At 46.0% G+C, this 20,437-nt stretch carries 10 protein-coding genes; all 10 read left to right on the forward strand.

Going from position 1 to position 20,437, the window contains the following annotated elements; translation table 11 throughout:
* Window positions 1-3 precede the first annotated feature (3 nt).
* The 10 genes from ACFVSO_RS21800 (at window position 4) to ACFVSO_RS21850 (ending at window position 20,429) form a co-directional block, all read left to right on the forward strand.
* Window positions 4-873: a hypothetical protein gene (locus ACFVSO_RS21800; RefSeq protein ID WP_387477480.1), complete on the forward strand. Its 870-nt coding sequence runs from the start codon at window positions 4-6 to the stop codon at window positions 871-873.
* Window positions 874-949: 76 nt separating this feature from the next.
* Window positions 950-2,044: a hypothetical protein gene (locus ACFVSO_RS21805; protein WP_387477482.1), complete on the forward strand. Its 1,095-nt coding sequence runs from the start codon at window positions 950-952 to the stop codon at window positions 2,042-2,044.
* Between the two features lie 106 nt (window positions 2,045-2,150).
* On the forward strand, window positions 2,151-2,612 hold the full coding sequence (locus ACFVSO_RS21810; RefSeq protein WP_387477484.1) for a hypothetical protein: 462 nt from the start codon (window positions 2,151-2,153) through the stop codon (window positions 2,610-2,612).
* Between the two features lie 59 nt (window positions 2,613-2,671).
* Entirely contained in the window at window positions 2,672-3,268 is a 597-nt protein-coding gene (locus ACFVSO_RS21815) for a hypothetical protein (RefSeq protein WP_387477486.1), read from the forward strand.
* A 12-nt stretch (window positions 3,269-3,280) separates the two neighbouring features.
* Window positions 3,281-4,840, forward strand: coding sequence for a hypothetical protein (locus tag ACFVSO_RS21820; RefSeq protein WP_387477489.1), 1,560 nt, complete (start codon window positions 3,281-3,283; stop codon window positions 4,838-4,840).
* A gap of 202 nt (window positions 4,841-5,042) precedes the next feature.
* Window positions 5,043-6,605 carry a hypothetical protein gene (locus tag ACFVSO_RS21825; RefSeq protein WP_387477491.1) on the forward strand — a complete coding sequence of 521 codons (1,563 nt, stop codon included), beginning with the start codon at window positions 5,043-5,045 and terminating at the stop codon, window positions 6,603-6,605.
* Between the two features lie 20 nt (window positions 6,606-6,625).
* On the forward strand, window positions 6,626-10,702 hold the full coding sequence (locus tag ACFVSO_RS21830) for a hypothetical protein (RefSeq protein WP_387477493.1): 4,077 nt from the start codon (window positions 6,626-6,628) through the stop codon (window positions 10,700-10,702).
* Between the two features lie 28 nt (window positions 10,703-10,730).
* On the forward strand, window positions 10,731-15,635 hold the full coding sequence (locus tag ACFVSO_RS28865) for a DNRLRE domain-containing protein (protein WP_483875072.1): 4,905 nt from the start codon (window positions 10,731-10,733) through the stop codon (window positions 15,633-15,635).
* A gap of 353 nt (window positions 15,636-15,988) precedes the next feature.
* Window positions 15,989-17,581, forward strand: coding sequence for a DNRLRE domain-containing protein (locus ACFVSO_RS21845; protein WP_387477495.1), 1,593 nt, complete (start codon window positions 15,989-15,991; stop codon window positions 17,579-17,581).
* Between the two features lie 19 nt (window positions 17,582-17,600).
* Window positions 17,601-20,429 carry a hypothetical protein gene (locus tag ACFVSO_RS21850; RefSeq protein WP_387477497.1) on the forward strand — a complete coding sequence of 943 codons (2,829 nt, stop codon included), beginning with the start codon at window positions 17,601-17,603 and terminating at the stop codon, window positions 20,427-20,429.
* The last annotated feature ends 8 nt before the right edge of the window (window positions 20,430-20,437 follow it).

Genomic DNA, 20,437 nt, shown 5'->3' on the forward strand with positions numbered 1-20,437 from the left:
AGCGTGGCAGGCACAAAAATGACGATTAAGCGTTACGGCAAAAACGAAAGGATGATGTACTGGGACGATCTTGAAATTATCGTTGACCAACAATACCTAGTCGGCGGTAACGGCTTATACATTTATCTTGATCCTTACACCTATGTACCAGGTATTGGACAGTTAGAGGTTCATTTCAACGGACAGCACCTCCTTTCAGGTGGTGGGTACGAAGAGATAGATGATCGAACCATTCGGCTCGACTTGGGTAGTTATCCAGACGATTACAGTGACCCTTCACTTGCGGGAACAGAGGCTCAGCTATCCCTGAACGATGAAATCCATATTCGTATTTGGAAGCTAGAATACCTTGAGAAGCAAAACTCAGGTGGTGGCCCTGGTGCAATAGATAACGACCTGCTTAAGAGACTCGAGGTAGAAATCATTAAGGCTAGGAAGTACGGGGACTCCGACTCACCGCACCCTGATCTTGATACGCGCCTTGATTCTATAGAGCGGCGGGCAGAAAGTAAAACGATGGTGTTCGTCGTCAGCAAAGTAAGGGCGGGTAAGGTTAAGGTTGGATTGAGGTTTCCGTACAAGGGAGTCATAACAGCAATTCATGCCGACTGTGAAGTAGAGGGAATAGACGATACAGAAATCAGCATTGAGAAATGCTCCCATCAAGAATTTACAACTACTCCTTCGTGGACAAACATCCTACAGACCAACCTAGTCATTGACGGCGGGGAAAGGTCAAGCGATACGAGTAACTCCCCTCATACGGTTGCTGATACTGAAGTGAACGAGGATGACCACTACAGACTTGTTATTGAGTCGGTAGGGGAAGGCATTGAAGGATTGACTGTACAGTTAGTCATAAGGGTACTGTGATTACAGCGACCATGTGATTACATAGGACTGTATTCCTATAATGAAAAGTAAGAAATGAAAGGAGAGGTGACTAAATATGGCAGGAACAAGAGGGATTGCTAGACTGCGTGGTGAGCAGTTCAGTAATAAGATCATGCGTAACCAGCACTTCGATGAAGCCAATAAAATCAGCGAAAGCTATATTGATATCGACTATGCAGCTCACCGCGATATTCTGGAAGACACTAAAATTGATGTGTTTATTCAGGTCAATGATCAGGAAGTGGCAGGGGCTGACCATTTAGTGGTTACGACTGATGTTGGAGTCAGACCAGTGTCTACGGCTACTAATGTGGAAGGTGTAGTTCTCACTGAGAAGGTTCAGATTCGCCTTGCGGGGACGGACTCTCCAATCGGTGACGAGGATTCCGATGTTGTTTACGGTAGACTGGAAGAATCGGCGGGAGCTTATACGCTGAAGTTTTACAGCTTGGTAGATGGGGTTGAGCAACCTTATACGTTCGACGCAGGTGCTGATAACATCGACTACCGCTTCGTAGTTCGTACCAACCTATCGGTTATCCCAGTGGATGCAATCATTAAGAGCGGCGCAGGGTTCGTAGAAGGGGCGACAGATGCCAAGGCATACATGAACCTTATTCAGCTGATGAAAGACTTGTACGGCGGGTCTGGTTCATTAGACAACGATGGAAATGCTAACCTCATGACTCCTATCGTGCAACAAATTGCCAACGAGGTTCAGGATCGAACGGATGCAGACACAGCTATTCGTAACGACTTGGTAAGCACCTCTGCAAGCAAGGGCGCAGGGTTAGTTGGTGTAATCACTGACCCCAATTACACAGGTATTACCGTTCAAGCGGTTCTCATCAACCTTGCAAGCCGACTTGCGGATGCTGAGGGAACAATCGACAGGGTTGACGCTGAATCTACGAGGGAGATTTACGAAGCCTTGGGCGGCGAGACAGAGTACATGCTGAAGAAGGGTGTTGCACGAAAAGACACGATGTATGTCCACATCAACGGACAGCTCCAGTCACCTGAGATTCATTACGAGAATATCGAGGATGGTAGTGGGAACTACACAGGAATTAACTTCGCCCCTGATACTTTGCAGGTAAATGAAGGAACGCCTGACGTGCTAGATATCAGCTATAAGAGTGTCTTGTAACGAGGAGACCCCGAAAGGGGTCTTTTTGCGTTTACTCCTATTTTGTTAAGTCACCTCCTTGCCAACTTATATTGTGTATAGCATTCAACAAAGGAGGGTAACTCATATGGCATCACCGTGGGTTCAATGGTTTGACGTTACTAACACTAAACAAGAGACAGAGTGGCCAATTGGTGTCGTTGACGCAGGAGGCGTATCCCGATCTACCACATTTCTTATTTGGAACAACAAGGGCAAAGGGACAGATCTGTCAGATATGACGAACTGCACTATTACAACCAAGGACGTACTAGGAGGTAATACGGGCGAGGTAGTCGTCAACAAGTGGATTGAAGCACGTGTAGACTCCCTAAACGAGACGACTTTTACGCCAGTCGGTGGCACGATAGTGAAGCTAGTACAGGCTGGTGGGGCGGCAGGTGCAGGTCGAATCAAAGGGACAGCTAATGATGGCTCTTTGGGCGCTGTTACTAACTACGCTAAAGTAACGCTCCAGGCCAACGTACCGGCAACAGCAACGGCAGGTAACTTTACATTCCTTACCCGTGTGGCTTACCAGTTTACGTAATAAACATACCCCACTGAAAAGTGGGGTATTTTTCAACCAATACAATGGGGGTATATTCAATGTTTGGAAATCACGATATTGCGTCACCAGTAAAGCAGTCTTTTGTATGGGTGGCGGAGTACTTGGACGGCACGTGCCTATCTGAGTTCGATTACAAGACGCAAGAAGAAAACAATTACTACAAAATCGACCGCAAGAATCTTCTGAGGTTTGGTCTGGTGGGTAATGGAGCATCCATGTTTTTTGAAGTGTACGGTGGAGTCTTTAAGATTCTTGGTCAAATGCTTGAGGTTTCGTATGTCACAGATGATAAGACTTACCAGCTTACTGGGCGGGCGATGATGTACAACGATATTATCACATACAAGGATGCGGAGTTCTTATTCAACCCTACCGAACCAGGCTCTGGACAAACAGCAATCACTCAATTCAATTTTGGATATAAAGTAAAGCTTAACATAGATGGAGTAGACTTTCACCTCAAAGCCATTTGCCAGATTCCGAATAACCGCTTGACTAGGCTTGAGCTGACGCTGGTCGCAAGCGAGGAGCTGAACGGGCGCTTAGAGATAAAACGTAATGGGAGAAGCGTCGATGTGATTGACGCGCCATTGACAAAAGACGTGGGCGGCACAATCTCATGGGAGCTCAGGTAAGGAGGGAAAGTCATGCAAGAGGTCATTGAAAAGCGTACTGCCACTTCCAAGACGTATAGCTTGGGTAGCGGAAAGTACCAGACGGAATACTTTTCTTATCCTGTGCATTACCTTGCGGAAGACGGTAAGACTTGGCTTGAAGTGGACACAAACGTAGTTGGAATCTCTGACTGGGAGTTCACGGAGGGAGTCAAAGCCAATTTCTTCAGAACATACTTCGGAGACCAGTCCTCTGATAACTCCCACCTTTACAGTGTTGAGTTTAAGGATGGTGGCGGAGAGCGCTGGATTAACTTCAAATTAAAAAATGCCAAACCAAGTTGTTCAGAGATTAGCGGCAATTCATACAGATTCGTGGACTGTTTCGATGGGGTAGACGTTTCCTATGATGTTCTACCTGATTCTGTGAAAGAAACGATTTGGCTAGATAGAATGACTACTACGAGAGAGTTTCTTTTTACAGTTAAGACAGGAGGTACAGAAGTCTGCAAAGTTGACGGTGAACTGGTCATCAAGGACTCAGAAGACGGGAAGCTACTATGGTCTATCGCACAGCCTTACATGGAGGATGCGGAGGGCAACGTCAGCTACGGCGTAATGTATGAGATTGACCATGACGGAGAGTTCCCAACACTGAGGGTTGCGGTTACGGATGAAGATTTCCTGCGGGATGCTATTTACCCTGTAGCTATTGATCCGTCCGTCGTTATTGGGGATGCTACGGGATTTAAGTTTTACCAAAGTAGTGAGAGAGCAGGTGCTGGGATGATGGGGGCAAGTGCTGACGGATACTCGTACACCTCTTCGTTCTACTACACAGCTTTCGATCAGCTTAAGAAAGACCTTGCAAGAGGTGTTAAGTTGGTCAATGCCTACATCGACTTATACTGCACAAACACGACACCTCCAAACGATGTTAGATTCGGTAACGGCGGGGCTGTTTTCTATACCATATCTAGTCATTGGAATAATGGCTCTGCTCCATCTACTGCTAATGCTACATGGGTCGCTCAGGTAAAAACACCTGGCGCAACGGGGAAGTGGCACAGAATAGATGTAAAGCCGTTTGTTACTGCGGACTTCCACGGTTTAAGGATGGTAGCGGGTGATGGTTATACCCGTGCTTTGTTCGCTTCTCCGACCCACGACAACACGACATTACGACCTATGCTGGTTATCCAATATCTTCTAAAGCCTGTGATAGGCTTCCACGATGGGACGGGTGTCGGTACGGATTACTACTCGGACGGATATGACAACATCTTCAAACTACTTGACTTCGGCACTCTTGTGGCGGGGCAAACATCAGCTCCAGTTCGAGTATTCGTTAAGAACTTAGCTGGGTTTGAGGTGACAAACCTTCAGGTATTCGTCCCACCATCAGAGTTTCCGGAAAGGACCGGAATAGAACTCAGTCAGTTCAATAGTCCGTTCATTCCAGAGCAAGCTCTGAGGTTTAATGGGACATATGTTGACGAAGCGGAAGCAGCGTTCTACGTCCGAATCGTTACGCAGGAAGATACGATGGTAGGCGGAGACTTCAACATCTACGCAAAAGCAGACCCGTTATGATAAGAGGGAAATAACCACCTGTGTAAACTTTTGGAGATTCACTGACTTCGCCAGACGCCCGAGGACAGAGGCACAAGGACCGCAAGTGAGGAACTGAACGGGCGCTTAGAGCTAAAACGAAATGGAAGAAGCGTCAATGTGCGTCATTGACGAAGAAGTAGGCGGTACTATTTCCTGGGAGTTCAGGTAAGGAGGGAAAGTCATGCAAGAAGTCATTGAAAAGCGTACAGCTACATCCAAGACGTATAGCCTTGGTAGCGGAAAGTACCAAACGGAATACTTTTCTTATCCTGTGCATTACCTTGCAGAAGACGGTAAGACTTGGCTTGAAGTGGACACTAGGATAGTTGAGGTGAAAGGCTGGGAGTTCACGGAAGGTGTCATGGCTGGTGTGTTCAAGACCTACTTCGGTGATGTTACATCTGATAATTTCCACCTTTACAGTGTAACGGACGAGGGAGGGGAGAAGTGGATTAATTTCAAACTCAAGGGTGCTACGCCTAAAGAAACATCAACCATCGAGAATACTCACAGGTTTGTGGAATGTTTTGAAGGCGTAGATGTTGAATATGTAGTTTTTCCTGAGTTGGTGAAAGAAAATATTTGGATAAATAGATCGACTAATATAAGAGAGTTTGTTTTTACTATCAAGTCGGGTGGAGTATCTCTTGTCAAAAATGAGGAGGATGATCTATCTGTTGTTAGCATAATAGACGGAAAAACGCTTTGGGTAATAGACACACCCTACTTGGAAGATGCGGAAGGTAGGCGTAGTTATGGAGTACTGTACGAACTGGGAAATGACGGGGAGTATGAGACCCTAACTGTGCGGGTGACAGATGAGATATTTATGCAGGAAGCGGTCTACCCTATCGTAATTGACCCTAGCTTGGTCGCACAGGATTATGCCAGCTTTTATGTGTTCAGCAGGAACGCATACAACAGCACTACACAGACCACTATGGGTGCACAGTGGACAAGTACAGGCGATAACCCTTTTTACAGGTATTGCGCTATCCAGCCTAAGTTTTTTGAGGAAATGAGGGTAAGTCTCTCTAACGGTGGAATAGTCATAAACAGCGCAACCCTTGAACTATACCTTGTCAGTTTTGGGAACGGTGCTGGCGGTATTACTGCTCACCACATCAACAACCCGTGGACACCTGCCACACAACCATCGGCGGGAAGTGTGTACGCAAATGTCAGTACTTCTCTTGGGTTTAAGAGCATTGATATAGGGAAAATGGTTCAAGAAAATCCTTCTAACTTCAATGGAGTTGCTTTCGGATACACAAGTACTACGGGGTACGGTTCTTTCTACTTCGCTTCTCCAAATTATGCCGACGTGACTAGGCGACCTAAAATAACATTGCAGTACCTGATGAGGCCAGTAATCGGTTTTCATGATGGTACGGCAGGTAATGGTCGGTACTATTCTGACGGGTACGATCAGATTTTCAAGTTGCTGGACTTTGGCACTTTGACCGCGGGTCAGGCATCTAACCCACAGAAGCTGTTTGTCCAAAACTTGGCTGGGTTTGAGGTGACAAACCTTCGGGTATTCGTCACACCTGCGGATTTCCCAGAAAACACCGATATCGAACTTAGCCAGTTCAATAGCCCATTTATTCCAGAGCATGTTCTGAGGTTTAATGGGACGTTTGCTAGCGACGAACAGTCTCAGTTCTATATTAGGGTAGTGACTCAGGAGGATACGATGGTGGGCGGGGACTTCAACATTTACGCCAAAGCAGACCCGTTATGATAAGAAGGAGGCAACCATTCATGGCAACTATTGGAGAGCCGCTGACTTCGCCGGAAGTAGGATGGAAGAGGTACGAGGACAGATACCAAGGCATCGCATACAAAGGGATATGGAGACCTGAGAATTTTGCAGGTCTCTCTAGTGGAACTCAGATGGTCTGTGACTCTGAGGGAGGTTCTGTTTGGTTCAAGTTCAAAGGAACAAGTATTAGAATTGTTTCTGCTTTATGGTCGGACGGAGACGATAACACAGAGATAGCGATAGACGGAGTGCCTGCAACCTACACCAATTTTGGAAACAACGTACTCCAATGCCTTGTATATGAAAAGGTAGGGTTAGACGACAAAGTGCATGATGTTAGGATCACAAACCGCACCAATAAGCTCAGAATAGATGCGATTGATATTAATGACGGTGGGGAAATCCTAAGTAACCCTGACGTTTTTCATCCATCGCCCTCCCCAAGCTGGAGACGATACGACGCAGATAGCCCACTTGTATTTAGGAGTGGGACTTGGGTTGTAGCAAATGACGCTGGCGCACAGTATTTCATCGGAGGTAGCTTGTATTTTACTAAGGAAAACGGTGCGTATTATGAGTTTCTATTTAAAGGAACTAAATTAAAACTAATAACCGAAACCTACTCGAAAAATGACGGGGCAGTCCGTGTTCAAGTTGACGATGACACTTATACAGTATCTCAGAAAAGTGATGATGGTATAGTCAGGGCTTTGCAGACTATCTTTGAAATTGATGGTCTCGAAGAGAAGACTCATTTTGTCAGAATTACTAAGACAAGTGGGGATCACATGTACCTCGATGCCATCGACATTGACGAGACGGGGAGTATTATCCCAAGTATCGGCAGTCCTTTACCAGAGCCGGAAGACGGGTGGAAAAGGATTGACGATAATGATATAGCCATTACCTATACAGGGACATGGGTAAGTGAGAGTCACGCAGCCTATAATAAAGGTTCTGCTAAATACTCTAGCACACCTAATGGCAAAGTGGCTTTCAAATTTACTGGTACACGTATGCGGATTATCTCACCCATATGGACTAATAAAATTACAAATATGGAAATTAGGATCGATGGAGTCACTGAGTACTTTTCACAAAACTCCTCTGCTAATTTCAGAGTTGCTCTTGTTTACGAGAAGTTAGGGTTGTCTGATGGAGAACATACAGTAGAGATTTTACTTCCGTCGAGTATTCCAAACGGATACAATTTTCAAATTGATGCCGTTGACATAGATGCCGAAGGTTATCTGCGAGAATGGGTGACTGTAGGGTCCTCACTAACAGAACCAGAAGATGGGTGGCGCAGATACGATGATAAAGCCCCAGTACTCAACTATATCGGGACGTGGGTAAACGACACTACGGCGGGACTCTATGAAAATACGGGAACTTACAGTACAGACCTCGATGCCAAGCTGATCTTCAAGTTCAAAGGGACGAAGATCAGGCTTATTGGTTACTTGCTTACTAACAAGACGACAAGCGGTCGAATCAAAATAGACGGGGTTACGGAGACGTTTAGCGAGTACGGGTCTGCACAAGCTCAAGTAGTGGTCTATGAGAAGTATGGCCTCAGAGACGGTGAGCACCTTGTAGAGATATCCTTTGGAAACGCTCAACTGTTTATAGACGCTATTGATATCGACTCTGATGGACAACTAATGAGTAGGGACATATTAGGTCAAGTACTGCCGACACCAGACGCAGGTTGGGTTCGCTACGATGCGGACAACTGTACCGCTAGAAGAGGTACTTGGGCTTTGACAAACAATACTGCGACTAGATTTTTCACAAACGGCTCTGTCTACTACACTACTACCAACAGAAACTACATGGTATTTAAGTTTGTGGGGAGCAAGTTCCGACTGATTGCTGAAACACATTCAGCCTACGATAAAAACGTGGAGATTAGAATTGATGGAGATATCGTAGAAAACTTCTCAATAAACTACGGTAAAGACTATCAATCGTTTTCTCTGGTTTATGAGAAGACTGGGCTTGATTTCACGGAGCATACCGTGATGATTTTTAAGACTAGCGGGACACACATGCACATCGACGCGATTGATCTTGAGGAAGCGGGTACTATGTTACCGATTCCCATACGGGTTATTGGTGATGTGCTCACGTCTCCGCAAGACGATTGGCAAAGGGTCGACAGTTTGAACCCTTACCTGTCTTATAGAGGGGCAGGCTGGACGACCGTTAAAAATGCAAATTACTATAGTGGCTCTCATAGACGATCATCCAATGCGAACCTAACAGATACCCTTAATTTTGTGTTCAAAGGGACAAAGCTTAGATTAATATCGACCTGCGTTGCAACATCCTCAAACGATATCCAGATCACTATTGATGGTGAAACGGAGTATCTCACCCAAGCCTTCATCACTAGCTATCAGGTTCTGGTGTATGAAAAGACGGGATTGGATGATACTGAACACACTGTCGAGATTAAAAAGCTTGCTAATGGAAGGAACAATCCGGATTTTACCTTTGAAGCCATCGACATAGACTCGGAAGGGTACTTTAAGGCTATTGTAGGCTCGATGTTAACTGTACCAGAGGATGGGTGGCGCAGGTATGACGACACTGACCCTGCCATTAAGTACGTTAACATGACTTACGGCTCTAACGTCTCCTATTACAACGGAGGTAGAACACAATCCCTGACTGTAGGGAGTGGGTTCAATTTTGATTTTGTTGGAAGCTCCTTTAGATTAATGGGGGCTATCGGATTCGCACAGGACTCTACTAGCGTAGACGTATTCATAGATGATATTAAGGTTCATACGATTGATTTGACATTTACGTTGGCGCAGGTTTACCAAGCCTTTTTGTTTGAGAAAGTAAATATGCCTTACGGTAAATACACAGTGCGAGTCGTTAACAACCAAGCCAAAAGCTTCGTTCTTGATGCGATTGACATAGATGATAAGGGGTACTTAGATGCTACCACTAACTATCCACGGACTGGCGGCGTTCTTCGGTATTCAATAGCGGAGATGAAGGTGGGAGATTTTATACCTTGCGGATACAGGGCAATGAGCGCAAACACAGCGGGCGCTTTCTATCGACTAGGTTCAGATGACGTGGAAACGGAGATACCTATTGAAACGCCTGTAGTCCCTTACGGGTTCTTCTACTTCATTAAAGTAGCTGAAGGCGTTCTCGTTGCAGATAGACCCATACAGCATGGCATTAGCTGGCTTAATCTGAATGCCTCCAATTACGTTCACGGAACGATGTTTACGGCTAACGATAACCCAGTAATGGTGTCGAATATTCACCCATACGGAAAGGCTTCAGCTAGTAGTATAACCAACGCCAACGTTGATGCCTACTTTGCCTTTAATGGAAAAGATGACGGGAATGGGTGGATGACACAAAACGGGCAGAGGACTGGCTGGTTGGAGTACGAGTTCCCTAAACCCATTAAGATTCAAAAGTATTCGCTTAGAGCACCAACTAGCAACAATACAATAATGCCACGGGAATGGACGTTTGAGGCCTGGGACGGCTCGGGGTGGGTTGTATTGGATTCCAACTCGTATGCAGGGTGGAAACCAACCGAGGAACGTGAGTACGTGTTCCTGAACAATACAGAATACAAGCGATATCGTATCAACATTCTTAGTAATGACGGACACAACTCAAACACTGGGATTAACGAGCTTAAGATGTATAGAGAGCCAGCCAGAATGTGGTTGAGGTTAATGAATGGCGGCAGGGCTTACATTGACAAAAACGGCCACCCTACAAATAAGGACGCAGGTCTTGGCATCTTCCCGTCCAATAACGAGTGGGATAAATACTTAGGGAAAAGTGAGTTTAATAGACCAGACACCGATGACGGCGAGACGGTTTGGCGCTTCAATAGCATCGACGCCGAATGGACGCAGGACACTGTTCAGACGGGGTTTACTAGTGGCGGCGGCTTCGAGTCCTCAGGTTCAGGCAGGACGACAAGAGGTAAAGGAATCTATGATAATAAATATTGGAGTACGCTAGGAACAAATACCACTTCCAGTAAGGTTGGATACAGACCTATCGTTGAGTACTACTTCGATTAATCTCAATACAATGAGAGCAGGTGCTTGAATGCTTTACGAACTAAAAATAAATGAAGGACTAGGCGGGTTAGCTGGTCAAACCTTATACACAACAAAGAGTGGTATAACGGTCACAAGCAGTGACCCTGTTTACTCCCATAGCTCTAACTACTCTATGGGTAACTTGTTTAATGGAATCAACAACACTGCTGATACTAATAAGTACTGGTTGTCCCAGAGCGCAGAAAATGTCACATTGGACTTTGATTACAATAGTATTTTAGATCAAGTAAATAACTTCCATAAAATTTTCATTTACCCAAGAACTAGGGATGACTCCATTAGTGACTACCGCGTCCTTGGGTCGAATGACAAGATAGCTTGGACGGAGTTAGTTCCCCTTATCACCAACACTTATGCCAACTGCCCGTATGGTACAGAACATGAGCATATCCTGAATAGAAAGTTCCGCTATATCCGTATCGAGTTGTATCGTAAAGGAAGCTGGGGAGCATCCTTGAACGGAATTAAGGTTATTGCTGACGTGGTTGACGATTACGAGGAAGCCACTAGTGTAGGCTTTTCGTACCCTGCTCCTGACCGTGGATGGAAACGAATAGATGATACTTCGCCAGCAATATCCTATAAGGTGAAAAGACCTTATAATTCTGCCGCAGGAACTATACACTACAACGCCGAAGAAATAAGGTTTAATTTTGTCGGAGACAGTCTAAGGTTGGTTTACCATCATAATACGGGAAGCAATGGAGATATTGTCTACATTGATGACGTACCTTACCCCACTACAATGACAACCCTTGGAGCATCGGCGCTTGTTTTTAGTATCACAGGACTTAGCTACGGAGAGCATAAGGTCGTTATCAAAACCTACATCGGGTCGAATTGGTTCTCTCAATTCGATGCGTTCGAGATTGGTGTAAACGGACATGTTACGGCGGTATTAGGGTATCAGCTTACAATTCCTGATGGGGGGTGGAAGAGATTTAACGAAGACAGGTTAAGTTACCCTAATGGTCACACATTATACACCGCGACAGCTACTTCAGGCATGTACGGGGCTTCAGCGAGGGTATTAACACCTACAACAAACCAGAACCAAATTAAGTTCAGATTCTTCGGTTCTAAGCTTCGGATTCTAGCTTGTACTTATACTGGACGGAACGACAATATGCGTATTCGTATTGATTCCTTGCCTGAAGAGTTTTTCACCAGCAACTACCCTACAGCCAACATTGGACAGGTGGTAGTATATGAAAAAATTAACCTTGGAAAAGGTTTTCATAATGCGACTATTGAGTTTGGCGATTCACATAACGGTGGGCAGTTCTTCATGGATGCTGTTGATATAGACGATGATGGGGATATCGTAGCCAGTATAGGTTCGTCTCTTCCTCAACCCGAGCAAGGCTGGAAGAGGTATGGAAGTAAGCACCCTTCCGTGTCTTACTGGAATTTCTCGAACGCGTGGAACGCTGACGCAAAGGCTTATGAGAGTGCTATTTCATATGACGATAAGAATGTTGATGCGAAGATATCCTTTAAGTTCATAGGTACTAAGCTTCGCATCATCAGCGCCTACAACATAGCCGCTTATCGAGGAAATGACATAATCACAGTAGATGGTATTAGCTATACTTACTCGACTGTCGGTGAATCCTTGTATACGGCTATCATGTTTGAGATGACAGGGCTTGAGCATAAAGAACATACTATTGAGATTACTAAAGAAGCAGGTAAGACTTTAACGTTAGAGGCTGTGGACATAGACGAGGATGGGCGGCTACTTCATAGCAGGGAAGTTCTGACGGAAGCAGGTATGAAAGTAGGGGACAGGATTCGCTGTCACTACAGAACTTATGACAATACTTCTATTGGTTCTTTCGCTGGGTTAGGGGAAGAGACCAGCGATTTCCTTCCTGTAGTTCCTGCAGCATCTGCCCCTAGTGGAGACTTTTATTTAATAGCTGTTGAAGAGGACAGGCTCGGCAGAATTAAGATGATTGCTGACCGAAATCTTCACGGGGGTATTACTTGGAATACACTGAATGATGAAGGGTTCGTGATAGGCAAGGCTCTTGAACAGGAGCTGTTACCTACCATACCCCGAATGACCTCTAACATAGGTGGCGGAGTGTCACTAACTGCCAGTAGTAGCGCCAACGCCACCACAGAGCCGTGGAAAATGTTTAGCGGGGATAGTCTTGCATCCGACAGGTGGGTTGCACCTGGAAAATCACCTGCTTGGCTTGTAGTTTCCTATGACAAACCTAGGCTGATTAAGGCGTATTCTTTACTGTCACGTACAGTAAATTCTGCCGCACCCAAGACGTGGCAGATGCATGGCAGTCATGATAGTACGAATTGGACGTTGCTTGATGAACGGACCGACGAAGCAGGACTTGCGTCAAATCGTACATTTTATATGGAAAATGATACTGCCTACCAACACTACCGTTGGACGATAACTGCAAATAATGGGTACACCGGATACTTTGCTAGTGTTGATGCTATGCAGATGTTCGAGGAAACCACCTCCGGCATCAAAGCTGTAGTTAGCTTACCAACGGGTGGTGCTCATGCTAGGGACATAGATAACGACTGGGATAAATACGTAGTCTCTTCTAGCTTGGGTGGCTCTTCTAACGCTGGTGATAACAAGGTGTGGAATTGGAGTCAGTGTTACTCACATACCATTAATACCTACACTTCAATCGGGCAAAAAACAGTCCGTGGAAATACTGCAGTAGCAACCAAAAACAACGTGTTGACGACAGAAACCTCCCGTACTTGGACGGGATTCAGACCGACCTTCTTGATGGTAGGTAACACCAAGGGAAACAGTACTCTTGTCAGTGAGATTTACGTAAGACCACGGGTGGATATTAAGAGCACGTTACACGTCTTCCAGAACACCATTATATATGAAGAGTATAAGCATAACTTTGTTGACGTGACTGAACCAGTTACGGCAACGGACTGGAAGGGATATGTTCTTGAAGTCCCAAGCTTCCACAGTGCAGGCCACGAGCCATGGATGATGCTTAACAACTCCACTGACGGTTCAGGATGGGCGCTGGCATCAGGCCAGAGAACAGGTTGGTTCATTTTCGACTACGGCAAGCCGCTCAAGGTCGCGGGGTACGGTGTAGGGGCAAGGTTAACGTACCATAATCAGACGCCGCGAGACTGGACGCTTTACGGTAGCACTGACAAGCAGGACTGGGAGCTTCTGGACTCAACGACCAGCGCACCTACTTGGAGAACTGGAGAACTTCGCCAGTATGTTCTTGGAGGTCATGTTTATGGTAAGGAGTTCAGGTACTTCAAGATGGAGTTCGGAAATTCTTCCGCTGGGTCGCAATTAGCTATTCAAGAATTTGAATTGTACCAAGTTCACCAAGAAGGCCTAGAACAGAATAAGTCTCACGTAACTGTGCCTTACAGAAACAATTTTCCGTCCGTTATTACGGTAAAACCTCACGGTAAAATGACGGGACGTTTTGCAGTCGCTCCTGTTTATGTAGACGATACGTCCTCCACCATTCAGGTGAAAGTTCACGATAACTTAGTCAGCCACATCTCCGTCCGTGCCGCTGGTAAGATGCGGGGGACGTTCTCTGTCATGCCGCCGCCGAAGGTAGAACTAAACCTATCACCAGTCAAGGACGCTTTCGTCCGGTCTAACGTACCTCGTCTGAACTACGGAGAAGAGCAGGAGATGATGGTAGGTCGGACCATGAACGGGGAGGATTTCAACTCCTTGATTCAGTTCGATATCCGTTCTATACCAGCAGGTGTGAGGCTGAAGAAAGCCCGCCTCATGCTTTATGTGGAGCAGACCGCTATGGTTGGTACTCCAATCGGCCTGTACGAGATAGAAGCTGACTGGTCAGAGGTCGGGGTGACATGGGCAAGTACGCCAGTCTACGGACGTAGGCTTACGGAGTTAAATGCGGACGTAGCCAAGGAGCATGCTGAGGTTGACGTTCTCGATATCGTGAAGGAGTGGTACAACGGGACAGCCATAAACATGGGCATATTGCTGAAGGCAGAGCAGCAATTGATGGATGTTTATGCTCGTTTTGGAACACGTGAGCGTGGGGACAAGTATGAACCTAAGCTTGTGATTGAGTATGATGACCCTAAAGTAGCAAGCCCAGGATTTGCTGAGGTTATCGCGCACATCGTAGCACGACAAAACAAGGATAAGGAAGTTAAGTCCACCATCACCATCAAGAGTACTTGGGATGACAGCCCCCCGATTACAGGCCACATTCGTGTCCTCAACCCGATGATGATAGAGACGTTTTTGACGGTACGGCGTGACAATATGTACTCGAAAATCACGGTCAAGAGAAAGGATGACAAACCCCTTACGACCACCATCACGGTGCGGTCTAAGGATGAGTCTGTACTGCTGACTAACCTGGTCGTAACCAGAGACTTCCTGACGGGATTCGTTACCGTAAGAAGAGCTGACGAAGACGAAATACCTTCAGTCATAACGGTCAGACGCTTGGATGACGATGATTCGGTTTCTAGCATAACGGTTAGCAGACCCAGCTTGGCGGGCCTCGTATCGGTCATCGCAAGCTCTGTTATCCCATCTACCATTACCGTCATTGGCGAACAAGTAAGTGATGTGGAAAGCCTACTCACCGTTAGGCGTTCGGACGAACGTGACATTACGTCAAGTATAGAAGTATGGTCTAACTCGTCGCTAGAGAGTAGTATTATGGTCAAGTCTGGTTATTTAGCCTCAAGCATTACAGTGCCGTTCAAGGGTAACAAAGACCTGAAAGCAACCATCAGGGTAAACGAACGGTATCACAGTGACTTGACCACGACCCTCGAAATAATCCAAGGCTCAAGCTTACCATGTTCGATAACAGTAGAGATGTACGACGATGGTTCGTACGTATTCATTATGTAACATAGCCCCTACCATACTCGATGGGGGTCAGCCTGTCGAAAAAGCCCTCATAAAGAGGGCTTTTTCCATTTCAAAGTTGTCAGTAAAGGCCGAAAGGATACAATCGTTGGTCCAGTAGAACTCTTCCGGCTCATATAGCCACTCTCCGGGCCCGTCACCTTTTCCAAGCTTAATAGTGGAGTGTATCTTTCCAAGAACAGGAAAATTCACCTCCTAACTAACTTATATTGTGTATAACATTCATCAGAGGAGAGGGAAATCGGATGGCATCACCGTTAGTTCAGGTATCACCACCTTTCAAGAAAGACTTGGGCGGCAGTATCCCAATGGAGCTTAGGTAAGGAGGGGCATTCATGCAAGAAGTAAAAAGTATGAGAAAAATGTTCGAAAAACATCACTATGTCGGAGCAGGAGAATTCTATGCTGAATTATCCACGACTCCGTTGCACTATCTTTCGGAGTCAGGCGAATGGAAGGACATATCCACTACGGTAAAGGATTTCAGAGGGTGGGAGTACTCCAAAGGGGTTTTGTCCAATACGTTTAAAGTTTATTTTGGGGACACCATGTCGACCAATGAACACCTAGTAGGGATAGAAAAGGTAGGGGACGAGGGGGAGTGTTGGATTAATTTCAAACTTAAGAACTCACGCCCAACAGAAACCGTTACTGAAGGTTCTACTTGCACTTTCAAAAACTGTTACGAAGGAGTGGATGTTGAGTACGTTGTGTCAGAGGGTATGCTTAAAGAGAATATCATACTCCATAAAAAAAATGACAGAAGGGTGTTCTCTTTTACGGTTAAGAAAGGAGACACAGTTATTACGAAGGAAGGGAATGCTGTTGTTATTTATGACCGTCATGGAGAGGTTGTTTGGGATATGGGAGAGCCTTATCTAATCGACTCTGACGGCGAGGTTAGTTACGGTGTTCATTACGAACTATCTTATGGACAAGAATACGACGAGTTGTCCGTCGTGGTAACAGACGAAGACTTTCTCATGACTTCCAATTACCCAGTCATCATCGACCCTACCGTGACGATGCAAGGGGACTCCGCTATATTGCAGGACACTTATGTCTACTCTCCTTCGGGAAATACGAACTACGGAAACTCTGATAGTTTAGTAGTACAAGGTCTCAATAACTCGGCTGGTAGAAACAGAACCCTCATACAGTTTAACCCGCTCCCTTCTGATTGGGTCGTGAATGAAGCTCATCTGGAGCTGTTCTGCATAGCACGTAACCAGTATTCTATAGTCGCCAACTCTCATAGAGCGCTTCATCTCACAGCTCCTTGGAATAAGAATACTGTGACCCACAACAACATGCCCGCTCTTGGTGATAATGTCCTACTAGGGAATCCAACGGGTTTGACTGCTGACGTCTGGTGGTCTTATGACATTTCAAACTACTTTTTTAATCCCACAATAAAACAGAAAGATCATGGAATCGCTTTACAGTTTACTGGCGCTGGCGGGGCATTTGCTTCTACTGCTACTTTCGCAAGTAGTCGTTATGCCGACACCTCTAAACGTCCTAGACTGGTTGTAAAGTACCTTAAAAAGCCAGTGCTAGGCTTTCATGATGGAACAGGCCAAATTGGTACTTACTATTCGGACGGTTACGACAACATCTTTAAGCTACTTGATTTCGGGACTCTAGTGGCAGGTCAGACTTCATCCCCTGTTCGAGTATTCGTAAAGAACCTGGCGGGGTTCGATGTGACTAATTTAAGGGTTTATGTCGCACCTTTAGAGTCCCCTGAGAAGACTAGTATAGAGTTGAGTCTTTTTAATAGTCCCTTTATACCAGAGACGATGCTTAGATTTAACGGGTCATATGTGGATGAAGCAGAAGCGTCGTTCTACGTCCGAATTGTCACACAAGAGGACGCAATGGCGGGCGGCGACTTCAACATCTACGCCAAGGCAGACCCTTTATGATAAAAGGAGGTAATCATTCATGGCAATCGTAGGGCAACCATTGATAGAACCAGAAGAAGGGTGGCAAAGGATAGATAATACACACCCTTTAATTTTCTACAGCGGAACTTGGACGACCACAGAGAACGCCGAACATTATATGGGGACAAGGCATTTATCTAACCAAGCTGCAAAACGTGTAGACTTCTCCTTCACAGGTTCTCGTATCAGGTTAATCGTAGGAACTTCGTCAAATAGGACGCAAGCAAGTGTAATCTCCGTTGACGGCAAAGAGTACACATTTAGTACCAGATTTACGGCATCTTCAGGGATATTAGCAAGGTATTTGGCTGTAGAGATTACTGATTTGGATTTTGCCAAGCATCGGGTATTTATATACGACACCTCGACTAGCTACCTAGATATTGATGCCATTGATATTGATGATACTGGGTATTTCTTTGAAGGAGCGCCCCAATTACTGACACCAGACGAAGGGTGGGTTCGCTACGATGCTACCGACTATACGGCTAGGAGAGGGGCCTGGACGTTACTCAACGCAACGGCTGTTCGACCTTTCACAGGCGGCTCTGTACATTACACAGCCGCGAATAAGAACTACTTAGTGTTCAAGTTCGTGGGGAGCAAGTTCAGATTAATTGCTGAGTTCAACTCTACCTACGACAGTAATGTGGAGATAAGAATTGACGGTGATAGCGTAGAGAACTTCTCAATCAACTACGGGAAGAGTTATCAATCCTACTCTTTAGCTTACGAGAAGAGGGGTCTTGATTTCACTGAGCACACTGTCATGATCATTAAAACCAGCGGTGCGCACATGCTCATTGATTCTATTGATCTTGAGGAAGCAGGTACTATGTTGCCTATGCCAACTCAGGTCATCGGCGATGTACTAAAGACTCCGCAGGAGGGGTGGCAGAGGTTAGATAGTTCCCATCCGTACCTATTCTATGATGGTATTGGGTGGTCGACTAACAGTAACGCATCCTACTACAACGGGTCACGGCGGGTGTCGGCCAATAACAACCTGACAGATGCTCTCAGATTTGTGTTCAAGGGGACAAGTCTGAGACTGCTAACGACTTATTACCTGACTTACTCCAACAGTCTTCAGATTACTATCGACGGAAAGACAGAGGTATTCAGTCAGTCATTTAACACTGCTTACACTGTCATCGCATATGAGAAGTTAGACTTAGCTGACACGGAGCACGTTGTCGAGGTCAAGAGGGTCATCAATGGAACAACAAACCCTGACTTTACCATTGAAGCCATTGACATTAACGATGGCGGGTACATCAAATCCATTCAAGGCTCTCAGCTAGTCAATCCAGACGAGGGATGGCGAAGGTACGACGACACTGATCCTGCCCTAACTTACGTAGGAACATGGTTAACCTCATCCGTTACCATTGATACTAAGTACGGAGGGACGTTCCGATATGCTACGGCAATAGCATCAACTGTTAGCTTTACGTTTTATGGGACGAAGCTTCGTATCATTTCCTACAGGGAAGCATCGGCAACGACAACGGACGCTCTAATTATGGTTGACGGTCAGGAGTATCATTACAGCAATGTGGGGAATGTTACAGGATTCATAAACGTGTTTGAGCTGGTCGGGCTTTCTTTGGGGGAGCATACGGTCACTCTGCGTACAAACATCGCAGGTAAGCAGGTTAACATAGATGCTATCGATATTGACGAGATGGGATATATGGTCTCCTCTGTCAGCTACCCTCAAACGGGCGGATCGCTGAAGAGCACGGTAGCGGAAATGAAAGTAGGCGACTTTATCCGTTGCGGGTACAGGGCGACAGGGGCTAATACGGCGGGGACGTTCTACAGACTTGGCTCGGAGGATATAGAGACGGAGTTGCCTATTCTACCATCCAATGTGCCCTATGGGTTCTTCTACTTCGTAAAGGTGGACGAAGGTATTCTCGTGGCTGACCGCCCTATTCAGTACGGAGTCACTTGGCTGACTTTGAATGCCGCTAAATTAGTTCACGGCACTCTTCTGAAGGCTAATGACAATCCAGAGATGGTAAGCAACACCAACCCATACGGCAAGGCCTCAGCAAGCAGCGTTTACAGTGCGACTTATGACGCTTACTTCGCCTTTAATGGCAAGGATGAAGCTTATGGTTGGATTACGGCATCTGGCGTGAAGGCAGCTTGGCTGGAATACGAGTTCCATAAGCCGACACTTATTCAGAAGTATTCGCTTCGAGCACCCGCAAACTACCCGACCATAATGCCCCGCAATTGGACATTTGAAGCTTGGGACGGCACTAGCTGGGTTGTGCTTGACACTGATTCGTACACAGGATGGCATACGTTGGAGGAACGGGAGTTCGTATTCCCTAACATGACCAAGTACAAGCGATACCGCATAAACATCCTGACCAATGACGGTCATGCCAATTACACTGGCATTAATGAACTTAGGTTGTACAAAGACCCTGTACGGGCAACAGTCAGGTTATTTAACGGTGGCAGATGTTTTGTGGACGCTGACGGATACCCTACTAACGCCAACACTGGGAACGGTATCTATCCTACCGACAATGAGTGGGACAAGCATCTAGGTAAAGGAGAGTTCGTGAATCCGTCAACATCCAACGGGGAAGACGTTTGGCGGTTCTCTTCCGTAGATGCTGAGTGGGCGCAGGATTCGGTGCAACCGGGATTTACCTCACTAGGGACAGGCTTTGATGCTTCTGGTAACGGACGGACGGTACGGGGCATGGGCGGCTACAAGGACTCTTATTGGAGCATTGCGGGTACGTATCTTTCCCCAAGCAAGATAGGATATAGACCGATTGTCGAGTACTACCACGATTAGTCTCAATA

The sequence above is a fragment of the Paenibacillus sp. NPDC057967 genome (genome assembly GCF_042887015.1).
In the GTDB taxonomy this organism is placed as follows: Bacteria; Bacillota; Bacilli; order Paenibacillales; family Paenibacillaceae; genus Pristimantibacillus.